This window comes from Allobosea lupini (assembly GCF_900109525.1).
Taxonomy (GTDB): Bacteria; Pseudomonadota; Alphaproteobacteria; order Rhizobiales; family Beijerinckiaceae; genus Allobosea; species Allobosea lupini.
This window is the reverse complement of the sequence record NZ_FOAN01000011.1, coordinates 140,373-153,250: the sequence shown is the minus strand read 5'-3', so window position 1 is coordinate 153,250 and position 12,878 is coordinate 140,373. Positions and strand designations below refer to the sequence as shown.

The window sequence follows — 12,878 nt, the reverse complement described above, 5'->3', positions numbered from 1 at the left end:
CCGGGTTCGCAACAGGGAGAATTCGATGACGACAAACGGTGTGACCCAGATCCCCGCGGCGGCGCCCGAAGATGCCGTCGCACACTTTTCGGCCGAGTTCACGTTCGAGGCCGATTGCTGGGATGTTCATGATGCGCTGAAATCTGCCGAGCCCGGCTTCGTGCTCCTCGACGTCCGGAGCCCCGACCTTTTCAAGCAGGGGCATGTCGCAGGTGCGATCAACCTTCCGCATGGCAAGCTCATTCCGTCGAAGCTTGAACAATGGCCGAAGGACACCCTGTTCGTGACCTATTGCGCCGGCCCGCACTGCAACGGTGCCGCGCGGGGCGCCCTTCGGCTGGCCAAGCTCGGCCGCCCGGTCAAGATCATGGCAGGCGGTGTCACCGGGTGGATCGACGAGGGATTCACACTTGCCCCTGGCGAGTGAGAAACACCCTAAGACAGCATCGTTCGACACGACCTCAAAATTCGATCTTGCCGTCCGGGCGAACGATCGGGCGGCAAGGTTTCTGGTGTGCCGCCCGCTTCCGCGGCGCCAGTGTGCCCTGTCGATCGAAACCGGCTGCACCATTGGGGCAGCCGGTGGCCGTTGCCGCGAGCCGGCCGATCACTCGGCTGGGGTGAGGAGCGGCTCGTCGAGCAGGTCCGGCAGCTTGCCGCTGAGGGCGGCCTGGAGCTGATCCTGGTCGAGCTCACCCTCCCAGCGGGCCACCACGATCGTCGCGACAGCGTTGCCGATGAAGTTGGTGACGGCGCGGCATTCCGACATGAAGCGGTCGATGCCGAGGATCAGCGCCATGCCGGCGACCGGCACAGCGGGGACGACGGAGAGGGTGGCAGCAAGCGTGATGAAGCCCGCACCGGTGATGCCGGCCGCGCCCTTCGAGCTCAGCATGGCGACGAGCAGCAAGAGGATCTGGTCGCCGAGCGGCAGGTGGATGTCCATCGCCTGGGCGATGAACAGCGCCGCCAGCGTCATGTAGATGTTGGTGCCATCGAGATTGAACGAGTAGCCGGTGGGCACCACCAGGCCGACGACCGAGCGCTTGCAGCCTGCGGCCTCCATCTTCTCCATCAGGGTCGGCAGCGCCGCTTCCGACGAGGAGGTGCCGATCACCAGCAGGATCTCCTCCTTGATGTAGCGGATCAGCGCCAGGATCGAGAAGCCGTTATAGCGAGCGACGGCCCCGAGCACGACGAAGACAAAGATCGCCGAGGTCAGGTAGAAGGTGCCGATCAGCATCGCGAGGTTGGCGACGGAGCCGATGCCGTAGCGGCCGATGGTGAAGGCCATGGCGCCGAACGCGCCGAGCGGGGCGGCCTTCATCAAGATCGCGACCAGCTTGAAGATCGGGATCGACAGCGTCTGCAGGAAGTCGGTCACCGGCTTGGCGCGCTCGCCGACCAGCGAGAGCGACAGGCCGAACAGCACCGAGAAGAACAGCACCTGCAGGATGTCGCCGGAGGCGAAGGCGCCGACGATCGTGTTCGGAATGATGTTCTGCAGGAAGCCGACGATGCTGGAGTCATGCGCCTGGGTGGCGTAGCCCTGCACCGACTTGGCATCGAGGCTGGCCGGGTTGATGTGCAGGCCACTACCCGGCTGGACCAGGTTGCCGACCACGAGCCCTACAATGAGCGCCAGCGTCGAGAAGGTCAGGAAATAGATCATCGCCTTGCCGGCGACGCGCCCGACCTTCTGCATGTCGCTCATCCCGGCGATGCCGGTCGAGACGGTCAGGAAGATCACCGGCGCTATGATCATCTTCACCAGCTTGATGAAGGCGTCGCCGAGCGGCTTGAGTGCCGCGCCCTGGTCAGGCCAGAAATGTCCGAGCAGGATGCCGGCCGCGATAGCCGCGAGCACCTGCACATAGAGATGCTGGTAGAATTTCCGGGGACGAGCCGGCTGGGCCGGCGCCTTGTCAAGCGTGATCGCCATGGTTTCCTCCTTGGGGCCTAGCTCGCGGGTTCTTGCTGTTCTCGACGCCGCTGCTGCCAGGTTGGCAATCGCCGTGCCAGCTTCGGAGTTTAGGATTTATCTAGTAATTTCAATAATTTGCGAGGTATTCATGTGGACCGGGCTTGGACGTAGTGGCGATCGTCCGCACGGGGATGGGTTGATTGGTGCGAAAATCCGCACATGATGGCGCATGAGTAACATCCCGTCGGATGAGCGTGATCGCTGGGGCGCCAAGCGCCGCGTCTGGATCGTCTTCGTGCTCATGGTCGTGGCGATTGCCACCGGCGGCTTGCTGGGCGCGGGAGATGCTGGCCGCGCCCGCGCCATCGCGGCGATGCGCAACCGCGCTGCGGATGCCGGCACGCTGGCGCTCGCCATCCTGCGCGGCGAGCTGGAGAAGCAGCGCGCGCTGCCGGTGATCCTGGCGCGGGACCCGGATGTGCGCTCGGCGCTGAGAGGCGGCGACACCCACGCGCTAGACCTCAAGCTGGAGGCGATCGCCCGCGAGACCCGCGCGGCGGTCATCTATGTGCTGGGGAAGGATGGCGTCGCGATCGCGGCCAGCAATTGGCGGGAGCCGACGAGCTTCGTCGGCAACGACTATGCGTTCCGGGACTATTTCAGCGGCGCGGTTTCAGGCGGGACCGCGGAGCAGTTCGCGCTCGGCACGGTCAGCAAGCGTCCCGGCCTCTACATCACCAGCCGCGTCGACGATGGCGGGGACCAGCTCGGCGTCGTCGTGGTCAAAATCGAGTTCGATCAGGTCGAGGCCGACTGGCGAGCGCTGGGTGGCCAGACCTATGCCGTCGACCGACGTGGCGTCGTGCTCATCTCTACCGTGACCGATTGGCGCTTCCAGACGGAGGTCGCGCTCGCACCGCAGACGGCAGCGGAAATCCGACAATCGCTGCAATTCGGCGCAGCGCCGCTGGCGCTGCTGCCGTTGCGGCGGGATGGCGAGATCGTGCGCGGCACGGGCGCTGCGGCGGGCACGCATGTCGCCTCGCGCAGCCCGGTCCCAACCACGAACTGGCAGCTCGAGGTGCTGATGCCGGTCGGCGCAGCGATCCGTGACGAGCAGGTCCGCCTGCAGACACTGGTCGCGCTCGTGCTCATGCCCGGCGCCGCCCTCGGTGCATTTGCGCTGCGGCGGCGCCAGGTCAATCTCGCCCGCCGCAATGCCGAGGCAAAGGTCAAGGCCGAGTTGGAACGGCGCGTCGCGGAGCGTACGCTTGCGCTGGCGGGCGCGAACGACCGGCTCGTCGAGGAGATCGCGGAACGCGCGAGGACGCAGGAACGGCTGTCCGATGCGCGCGAAGAGCTGGCGAAGGCCAATCGCCTGGCGACGCTCGGCCAGGTCACGGCCGGTGTCGCCCATGAGATCAACCAGCCGCTTGCCGCGATGCGCACCTATGCCGAGAACGCCCGCGCCTTCATCGGCAGAGCCGATGCGGCTGGCGCGGATGGCGCGCTGGTCAAGGTCGTGGGGCTGACCGAGCGGATCGGCGCCATCACCGAGACGCTGCGTGGCTTCGCCCGGCGCGGCGGCGGGCCGCATGGGCCGGTCGATCTTGGCGAGGCGATCGACGGCGCGCTGATGATCCTCGACGCCGCGCTGCGCCATGCCGGCGTCGCTCCGAAGCTGCCCGCGCCGGCAGAACCGGTCTTCGTGCTCGCCCGGCTGGTCGAGCTGGAGCAGGTTCTCGTCAACCTGATGCGCAATGCGATCGAGGCCATGGCGGAGGCGCAGCACGGGCGCGCGCCGAAGCTCACCATCGATGTCGCGATCCGGGGAGAGCAGGTCGACATCGCCATCAGCGACAACGGGCCGGGCCTCGACGAGGCCGCGCTCGCCGCGCTCTTCGCGCCGTTCCGTACCACCAAGCCGCGCGGTCTCGGCCTGGGGCTGGTGATCTCGCAGGACATCGTCACCTCCTTCGGCGGCACGCTCTCCGCGACCAGCCGCCCCGGCGAGGGCAGCACCTTCACGATCAGCCTGAAGAGAGCCGCATGAGTGCTCCTGCCAGCGACCAGAGCGCCATCGAGGTCGCCTTCGTCGACGACGATCCGGACCTGCGCGATGCTAACGCCCAGGCGCTGCGCCTTGCCGGCTTCGCCGCGATCCCGCTCGCCTCGGCCCAGGCGGCGCTCGACCGCATCGGCCCGGACTATGCCGGCGTCGTCGTCACCGATGTGCGCATGCCCGGCATGGACGGCATCGCGCTCTTCCGGCGGCTGCGGGCGCTGGATGCCGATATCCCGGTGGTGGTGATCTCCGGCCATGCCGATGTCGCCATGGCGGTCGAGGCGATGAGCGAGGGGGCCTACGACTTTATCGCCAAGCCCTATTCGACCGGCCGCCTGGTCGAGACCCTGAGGCGGGCGGTCGAGAAGCGTGCGCTCGTCCTCGAGAACCGGCGGCTGCGCTCGCTCGCGTCGGCGCCGGAGGAGGAGACCGCCCTGCTCGGCGAGGCGCCGGCGATCGTCCGCCTGCGCCAGACCATTCGCGACCTCGCCGATGTCGATGTCGACGTGCTCGTCCTGGGCGAGACCGGCACCGGCAAGGAGGTCGTCGCCAACCTGCTGCACCAGCAGGGCCGTCGCCGCGGCAGGCCCTTCGTCGCGCTAAATTGCGGGGCGCTGCCGGAAAGCGTGATCGAAAGCGAACTGTTCGGCTACGAGGCCGGCGCCTTCACCGGTGCCCAGAAGAAGCGCGTCGGCCGCATCGAGCATTCCAGCGGCGGCACGCTCTTCCTCGACGAGCTGGAAAGCATGCCGCCGGCGGCGCAGGTCAAGCTGCTGCGGGTGCTCGAGGGGCGTGAGATCTCGCCGCTCGGCTCGAACGAGCGCCGCCGGGTCGATCTGCGCGTCGTCGCCGCAAGCAAGCTCGATCTCGGCGATCCCGCCCAGCGCGGCGATTTCCGCGAAGATCTGTTCTATCGCCTCAACGTCGTCACCTTGCGGATCCCGCCGCTGCGCGAGCGCCGTCGCGACGTGCCCTTGCTCTTCGCCCAGTTCCTCGCCCGTGCGGCGCGCAAATACGGGCGCGGCGTGCCGGCTCTGGATCGCAGCGTCGAGCGCCATCTCGTCGAGAACGCCTGGACCGGCAATGTCCGCGAGCTCGTCCATTTCGCCGAGCGGGTGGCGCTCGGTCTTGTCGCCGACCTGCCGGCGGCTCCCGTCCAGGGCGAGGTGGCGGCGGCGAGCCTGCCCGAGCGCCTGAACATGATCGAGGCCAACCTGATCCGGGAAGCTCTGGAGGCCAATCGCGGCAATGTCCGTGCGACCCTCGAGATGCTCGGCATCCCGCGCAAGACATTCTACGACAAGCTCGCCCGCCACGGCATCGACCGCGCCTCGTATGCCGCCACGGAGTAGAGATTCACGGTAGCTTCGTTTTTGAAGTCCGCTTTCCGGCAATGCGTCGATGTCTGGTTATGGCGCCTGCCACTGCTCGCTCCGGCAACCGTTGCATGCAATGGTTGGCTTGGGAACGGCTGGGAATGACCGAGGTCACTCAGGCAGCATCCGGCATCCGCGCCAGCAGCTTGTCGAGCGTTATAGGATAGTCGCGCACACGTACTCCGGTCGCGTTATAGATGGCATTGGCCACTGCCGCACCAACCCCGCAGATGCCGAGTTCGCCGACGCCTTTTGCCTTCATCGGCGAGGACATCGGGTCGGTCTCGTCCAGGAACACCACGTCCTGATGGGGGATGTCGGCATGCACCGGAACCTCGTAGCCGGCGAGGTCGTGGTTGACGAAGAAGCCGCGGCGCTTGTCGACCGCCAGTTCCTCTATCAGCGCCGCGCCCACCCCCATGGTCATCGCGCCGATGACTTGGCTGCGCGCCGTCTTCGGGTTGAGGATGCGCCCGGCCGCGCAAACCGCCAGCATGCACCGGACCCGCGTCTCAGCCGTGGCCACATCGACGCCGACCTCGACGAAATGCGCGCCAAAGGTGGACTGCTGATGCGTTTCGTCGAGATCGCCATATTCGATCGTGTCCTCGCCGCTCAGCGGCCCGGCCTCCGCGGCGCTCGCCACGGGCAGGCTTCGATTGCCGGCCTTCACTTCACCGCCCGAGAACACCGCCTCGGTAGAGTTGATGCCGAGCTTCTGCGCGATGGCCTCGCGTAGCTTGACACAGGCGGCATAGACGCCGGCGGTCGAGCTGTTGCCACCCCATTGGCCGCCGGACCCCGCCGAGACGGGAAAGTCGGAATCACCAAGCTTGACCACGACCTTGTCGAGCCCGACGCCAAGCATCTCGGCCGCGGTCTGGCCGATGATGGTGTAGCTGCCGGTGCCGATATCGGTCATGTCGGTCTCGACCGTGACGATGCCGTTGGCATCGAGCCTGACGCGTGCGCCGGACTTCATCACCAGATTATTGCGGAAGGCCGCCGCGACGCCGATGCCGATCAGCCAGTTGCCATCGCGAATCCCGCCTGGCCGCGCCGAGCGGCGCGACCAGCCGAAGCGCTCGGCCCCGACTTTGAAGCACTCGTCGAGGCGCCGCATCGAGAACGGCCGCTCCGGCTTTTCAGGATCGACCTGCGTGTCGTTGAGCAGGCGGAAGGCGATCGGGTCCAGCCCGAGCTTCTCCGCCATCTCGTCCATCGCCATTTCGAGCGCCATCAGGCCGGGGGCCTCGCCGGGTGCACGCATGGCGTTGCCTTCCGGAAGGTCGAGCTCGGCCAGGCGCATCGCCGTCATCCGGTTGGCGCCGGCGTAGAGCAGCCGGGTCTGCTGCACCGCGACCTCGGGCCCGCCGCCTTTCAGATCGCCCGACCAGCTCTCGTGGCCGATCGCGGTGATCTTGCCCTCCTTCGTCGCGCCGAGGCGTATACGCTGGATCGTCGCAGGTCGATGGGTGGTATTGTTCATCATCAGCGGGCGCGTCAGAGCGACCTTGACCGGCCGCCTGGCCGCCCGCGCACCCAGCGCCGCCAGCAGCACATCAGCCCGCAGGAACAGCTTGCCGCCGAAGCCCCCGCCGATGAAAGGCGAGACGATGCGGATGTTCTGCTTGGGGATACCGAGGGTCGTCGCCATGTCGGTGACGCCCCAGGCGACCATCTGATTGGCGGTCCAGAGCGTCAGCTTATCGCCCTTCCAGGCGGCAAGCGTCGCATGCGGCTCCATCATCGCATGGCTCTCGTCGGGGGTCGTATAGATCTCGTCGAGCTTCACCGGCGCAGTCGCGAAGGCGCCTGCGAAATCACCGACATGGGTATCGTCGAGGCTGGGATCGTCGCCCTCGGGCTTGACGGCCTTATCCTTTGCCGCCTTGAGGTCGAAAGCACCCTTGGCGGCCGCATACTCCACCCTGATCAGGCTGGCCGCAGCGCGTGCCTGCTCGAAGCTCTCTGCCACCACTAGCGCCACCGCCTGATGGTAATGCTCCACTTCGGGCCCCGCCAGCAGGCGGGCAGTGTTGCGCTTGCCCTTCTTCAGAGCGCCGGCTTCCTTCGCCGTCACTACGGCGAGCACGCCCGGAGCCTTGCGCGCAGCGTCGAGATCGATCGAAGCGATCCGGCCCTTGGCGATGCCGGCGCCCAGCACATAGCCATAGGCCTGGTTCGGCACGACATCGTGCTGCTCATAGGCATAGCGCGCGGTGCCGGTGACCTTGCGGGCGCCGTCGATGCGGTCATGCGGCTGACCGACCACCTGCAGGCGGTCAATCGGATTGTCGGTAGCGGGCTTGTCGAATTTCATGGCCTAGCCCTTTGCTTGCGCCAGCACCGCGTCGAGCGTGCGCTCAACCAGCGGCAGCTTGAATGCGTTCTCATCGGTCGGTTTGGCCCCCGCGAGCATGGCCGCCGCAGCCGCCTTCGCCCCGCGAGGCAATTCGGCTTCCGCCTTCTCGACGCGCCAGGGCTTGGGTGCGACGCCGCCGAGCGCGATCCTGCCGGTGCCATCGCGCTGCACGATGGCAGCGACAGAAATCAGGGCGAAGGCATAGGAAGCCCGGTCGCGCACTTTGCGGTAGATTTGCGTGCCGCCGACAGGCTTGGGCAGCGTCACAGCCGTGATCAGCTCGCCCTTCTCCAGCACCGTCTCGAGATGCGGGGTGTTGCCGGGCAGGCGGTGCAAATCCGCTACGGGGATCGAGCGGGATGAGCGATCCGGCTTCACCGTTTCGACCGTGGCGTCGAGCGCGCGCATCGCAACGGCCATGTCGGAGGGATGCGTCGCGATGCAGGCATCACTGACGCCGATCACTCCCAGCTGTCGCGAGAACCCGCCGATCGCCGAGCAGCCGCTGCCCGGCTGGCGTTTGTTGCAGGGCTGCGCCGTGTCGTAGAAATAGGGGCAGCGTGTCCGCTGCAGCAGGTTACCGGCCGTGGTGGCCCGATTGCGCAATTGCCCGGACGCACCAGCCAGCAGAGCGCGCGGCAGGACAGCATAGTCGCGCCGCACCCGCTCATCTGCCGCAAGAGCGGTGTTGCGCACGAGCGCGCCGATGCGCAGGCCGCCATCCGAGGTTGGCTCGATCTTGTCGAGGCCGAGCCCGTTGACGTCGATCAGATGAGTCGGAACCTCGATCTGGAGCTTCATGAGGTCCAGCAGATTCGTGCCACCCGCGATAAACTTGGCGCCGGGGCTCTCCGCCGCAGCCGCTGCGGCCTCGGCCGGCGAGCCTGCCTTTTCGTAGGAGAATGCCCTCATCCTAGCCTCCCGCCACTTCGATCATCGCTTCGACGATGTTCGAATACGCGCCGCAGCGGCAGATATTGCCGCTCATCCGCTCACGGATTTCGGCCTCGGTCGCCGTCATGGCGCCGGTCAGATCGGCGCTGACATGGCTGGGAATGCCTGCCTTGATCTCTTCCAGGACAGCGACGCCGGAGCAGATCTGGCCGGGCGTGCAGTAACCGCACTGGAAGCCGTCATGCTTCACGAAAGCCGCCTGCATCGGGTGCAAGTTATCGACGCCGCCCAGCCCTTCGATGGTGGTGACCTCAGCGCCCTGGTTCATGATCGCCAGCGTCAAACAGGAATTGACCCGCTGTCCGTCGACCAGCACCGTACAAGCGCCGCATTGACCGTGATCGCAGCCCTTCTTGGTGCCCGTCAGGTGAAGATGCTCGCGCAGCGCATCCAGCAGCGTCGTGCGCGTATCGAGTTCGAGCTGGTGGCGTCGGCCATTCACGCTGAACGAGACCTCGCTCAGCACCGGCTTTCCGACTGGTGCCGGCTGCGCCCGGGTGCCTGTAGCAGCGGCCGAAATGGCGGCGCAGGCGCCGGCGACGACCATCAGATCACGCCGGTTCATTTCCAATTCTCTGGGAGTTGGCATATCCGCCTCCGATTTCGACAAGTCGCAGTTGGTACCCGCTCCCGAGCCAGCTGCATCTGCAAAGGAGAACGGCCGAAGCGGCGGGTAGTTCATTCTCATTCTAAAATGCCGCAAACACGAGATCGTCAGCGCTTGTGAATCGTTCGATCAAAGGATTGGTGTGCGAGACTCACCCCATTGAGAACGTCTGCTGTCCTGCACGGGTTGAATGTCAGCTTGGGCGCTTCGCAACAGCGCGACTGTCCCGCGTCAAGGACGATTGGGTTGATCAGCTTCGCAATTGGGCGCAGGACGAAACTCACCAACCCTGGCCGGATTCCTTCCGCTCGCCCTCCTGGCCGTGATCAGGCTCGGAACGGCAGTGTTGCCTCCCTGACGGCGTCTCAAACATCGGCAATGGGCGCATTTGCACCCCAGCTGAGATGGTTCCTCGGCAATCTAGGTTTGCTGAGGTCGTTGCTTGTTGCGCTGCGGCCGGAACAGCGAAGCGCCCTTCACGACAAGAAGCAGCGCGAAGGTCAGGACGATGATGACGAACGCGGCGGCCGCGATGGCGGGGCTGATGTTCTCGCGCAGCGAGGCGAACATCTGGCGCGCCATGGTCGTCTGGTTTGGCCCGGCGACGAAAAGCGTGATCACGACCTCGTCGAGCGAGGTCGCGAAGGCGAAGACCGCGCCGGTGAGAATGCCGGGCATCGCCAGCGGAAGAGTGACATTGCGGAAGACCGCCGTTGGCGGCGCACCCAGGCTCGAGGCCGCCTTCTCCAGAGCCGGGTCGATACTCGCAAGCGAGCCTGAGACGTTGACCAGCACGAACGGCACGCAGAGCACCGCATGGGCGACGATCACGCCGAGATAGCTGCTCGCCAGGCCCATGCGGGCGTAGAGGATCTGCATGCCGACGCCGAGCACGACGGCCGGCACCACCATCGGCAGCAGGAAGATCGAACGCAGCACGCCGGAAAACGGCACGAGCTCGCGCCGCAGGCCGAGCGCCGCGAGCGTTCCAACCACCGTGGAGAGAACCGTCGCGCCGGAGCCGATGATCAGCGAATTGACGATCGAGCGCTTCCAGGCATCGCTCGTCGCCAGCGTCTCGAACCAGCGCAGTGAGGGACCACTCATCGGATAGGTCAGAAAGACGCTGTCGGTGAAGGCGAGCGGCAGGATCGCGACCAGAGGCAGCAGCAGGAACGCCACCACCAGCGCCCCGAAAGCCAGCCGCACCGCGCCGAAGGCGAGCGCGCCGGGCGTACCCGGAAGGTTTGGCGAAGCTGCGCTCATGCCTGCCCCAGGGGCGTGCGCGAGAGCCGGCCATAGACGATGTAGAGCAGGGTCGTCGGCACCAGCAGGAAGAGGCCGAGCGCGCCGGCCATGCCCCAATTGGCGGTGCCGGTCGCGTAGAAGGCGATGACGGAGGAGATCATCTGGTCGCCGGCGCCGCCGGTCAGCGCCGGCGTGATGTAGTAGCCGAGCGCCACCATGAAGACGAGCAGCGAGCCCGAGAGCAGGCCGGGCATCGCCAGCGGCAGCAGGACATGGCGGAAAGCCTGCCAGGGGCGGGCTCCGAGCGCGGCCGCCGCCGGCATCAGGTTGCGCGGGATCGCGATCAGGCTGGCATAGATCGGCAGCACCATGAAGGGCAGCAGCACATGCGTCATGGCGATCAGCACGCCGGTGCGGTTGTAGATCAGCGGCAGCGAGGCATCGATCAGGCCGAGCGCCTTCAGGATCTGGTTGATCAGCCCCTGGTCCTGCAGGAGGATCATCCAGGCGGCGGTGCGGACCAGCAACGAGGTCCAGAGCGGCAGCAGAACCGCCAGCAGCAGAAAGTTGCGCTTCCAGCCGCCAAGGCTCGCCGCCAGCATGGCGAAGGGCAGCCCGATCGCGGCGCAGGCCAAAGTCACCTGGGCGGCGATGATGAAGGTCCGCAGCATGATCGCACGGTTGACCGCCATGTCCGGCGCGACATGCGCGATCGTGCCGTCATCGCCGCGCTTCAGATCGACGGCCGCGAGCAGGTTGGCGTCCGTATAGGCCGGCATGCCGCGCTTCAGCGCGAGCCAGAAGGACGGCTGGCTCCAGCGCGGATCGATGCGCTCGAGCTTCGGGGTGGCGTCGGCACCGGCATTGCGCAGTGCCGTCATGGTGCGAGGCAGCAAGGTGCGGAAGCCGGCCTGCTGGCTGTTCAGGCTGCGCACGGCGTCGCCGAACACCTCCTGCACGACCTCGGCGCGCAGATCCTGGATCAGCGCCGCCTGAACGTCCGGAGACGGCAGGCCGTCGCCGTTCCACTGCGCGATCGCGACGGCCGTGGCCGGGAAGGCCAGGCGCACCGTGCCGCCCTGCACAGACGTCGCGATCATCATCCAGAGCGGCCAGATGAAGAACAGGCCGAGGAAGACGATCAGCGGCAGGACGAGGAGCGACGCCTTCAGGCGCGCAATGGTCATGGCGCCACCAGCGTGCAATCGTCGCGGTTGAAGCTGGCGAAAGCCTGTGAGCCGACCGGCAGCACGACATCGCGGCGCCCGGCCTTGGCGACGAGCCGCTGGCCCTGGCAGGAGAGATGCACGCGGACATGGTCGCCATGGTAGACGTCATCCTCGACCGTGACCGGCAGCGCGTTCAGGACTGCCGGGTCGTTGCCGAGATGCAGCATTTCCGGCCGGATCGAGACGAGGGCCGGGCTGCCGATGGCAAAGCCGTCCGGCGCCGCACAGGAGATCGAGCCACCATTGGCAAGGACGACCGTGGCAACGCCGTCCGTCCGGGCTGAGACGGTGCCTGCGAGCAGGTTGGTCTCGCCGATGAATTCGGCGACGAAGCGCGTGCGTGGACGGTCATAGAGGCCCGACGGCGTATCGAGCTGCTCGATCTTGCCGCGATTCAGCACCGCGACGCGATCGGACATGGTGAGCGCCTCCCCCTGGTCATGGGTCACGAAGATGACGGTCAGGCCGAGCTTGCGGTGCAGCTCGCGGATCTCGAGCTGCATGTGCTCGCGCAGCTGCTTGTCGAGCGCGCTCAGCGGCTCGTCCATCAGCACGACTTTCGGCTCGTAGACGATCGAGCGCGAGAGAGCGATGCGCTGCTGCTGGCCGCCTGATAGCTGCGCGGGCTTGCGATCCTGGAGATGGCCGAGCTGGACGAGATCGAGCGCGCGTGTCACCCGCGCCTCGCGCTCAGCCTTGCCGACACCGCGCATCTTCAGCGGGAAAGCGATGTTCTCCGCCACGGTCATATGCGGGAAGAGCGCGTAATTCTGGAACACCACGCCCATGTCGCGCTTGTAGGGCGGCAGCCGTTCGACGCGCTTGCCATCGACATGGATCGCGCCGCCCGTCGGCGCCTCGAACCCGGCCAGCATCATCAGCAGCGTGGTCTTGCCCGAGCCGGACGGGCCGAGCAGGCTGACGAATTCGCCCTGGCCGACATGAAGGTCGAGCGCGTCGACGACCTTGGCTGTTCCGAACGCCTTGCTGACGTTCTCGAACTGGATGAACGCTGCCGAACCGGGCAAATGGAAGTCCTTCACCTGAATGGCTGGCGCGCAGCGCCAGCCATTGTGACCACAGGTCTCGGTTGCGCCAAGCCTTAGGGCC

10 protein-coding genes are annotated in these 12,878 nt (G+C 66.6%); 3 read left to right on the top strand and 7 right to left on the bottom strand.

Annotated elements, in window-relative coordinates; genetic code table 11:
* The first annotated feature begins 25 nt into the window (after positions 1-25).
* Positions 26-427 (top strand): rhodanese-like domain-containing protein, encoded by a 402-nt coding sequence (locus BMZ21_RS26045; protein WP_091841702.1) that lies wholly within the window; start codon positions 26-28, stop codon positions 425-427.
* Between the two features lie 180 nt (positions 428-607).
* On the opposite strand, the gene BMZ21_RS26040 is transcribed toward BMZ21_RS26045, so the two are convergent.
* Positions 608-1,942, bottom strand: coding sequence for a dicarboxylate/amino acid:cation symporter (locus tag BMZ21_RS26040; protein ID WP_091841699.1), 1,335 nt, complete (start codon positions 1,940-1,942; stop codon positions 608-610).
* Positions 1,943-2,153: 211 nt separating this feature from the next.
* Here BMZ21_RS26040 and BMZ21_RS26035 point away from each other — a divergent pair, with 211 nt between their 5' ends.
* Together BMZ21_RS26035 and BMZ21_RS26030 are read left to right on the top strand one after the other, a co-directional pair.
* Entirely contained in the window at positions 2,154-3,977 is a 1,824-nt protein-coding gene (locus BMZ21_RS26035; protein WP_091841696.1) for a sensor histidine kinase, read from the top strand.
* Positions 3,974-5,341: a sigma-54-dependent transcriptional regulator gene (locus BMZ21_RS26030; protein ID WP_091841693.1), complete on the top strand. Its 1,368-nt coding sequence runs from the start codon at positions 3,974-3,976 to the stop codon at positions 5,339-5,341. Before BMZ21_RS26035 ends, BMZ21_RS26030 begins: the two co-directional genes overlap by 4 nt.
* A 139-nt stretch (positions 5,342-5,480) precedes the next feature.
* On the opposite strand, the gene paoC is transcribed toward BMZ21_RS26030, so the two are convergent.
* From paoC to BMZ21_RS26000, 6 genes are all read right to left on the bottom strand, one after another.
* Positions 5,481-7,688 (bottom strand): aldehyde oxidoreductase molybdenum-binding subunit PaoC, encoded by a 2,208-nt coding sequence (gene paoC / locus BMZ21_RS26025; protein WP_091841691.1) that lies wholly within the window; start codon positions 7,686-7,688, stop codon positions 5,481-5,483.
* Positions 7,689-7,691: 3 nt separating this feature from the next.
* Positions 7,692-8,642, bottom strand: coding sequence for an FAD binding domain-containing protein (locus tag BMZ21_RS26020; RefSeq protein WP_091841688.1), 951 nt, complete (start codon positions 8,640-8,642; stop codon positions 7,692-7,694).
* A gap of 1 nt (position 8,643) precedes the next feature.
* A complete protein-coding gene (paoA, locus tag BMZ21_RS26015; protein WP_091841685.1) occupies positions 8,644-9,273 on the bottom strand; it encodes an aldehyde dehydrogenase iron-sulfur subunit PaoA in 630 nt (209 codons plus the stop codon).
* A 438-nt stretch (positions 9,274-9,711) separates the two neighbouring features.
* On the bottom strand, positions 9,712-10,557 hold the full coding sequence (locus tag BMZ21_RS26010) for an ABC transporter permease (protein WP_091841682.1): 846 nt from the start codon (positions 10,555-10,557) through the stop codon (positions 9,712-9,714).
* Positions 10,554-11,726 carry an ABC transporter permease gene (locus BMZ21_RS26005; protein WP_091841680.1) on the bottom strand — a complete coding sequence of 391 codons (1,173 nt, stop codon included), beginning with the start codon at positions 11,724-11,726 and terminating at the stop codon, positions 10,554-10,556. Before BMZ21_RS26005 ends, BMZ21_RS26010 begins: the two co-directional genes overlap by 4 nt.
* Entirely contained in the window at positions 11,723-12,796 is a 1,074-nt protein-coding gene (locus BMZ21_RS26000) for an ABC transporter ATP-binding protein (protein WP_091841793.1), read from the bottom strand. The genes BMZ21_RS26005 and BMZ21_RS26000 overlap by 4 nt, the downstream gene beginning before the upstream one ends.
* Positions 12,797-12,878 lie beyond the last annotated feature (82 nt).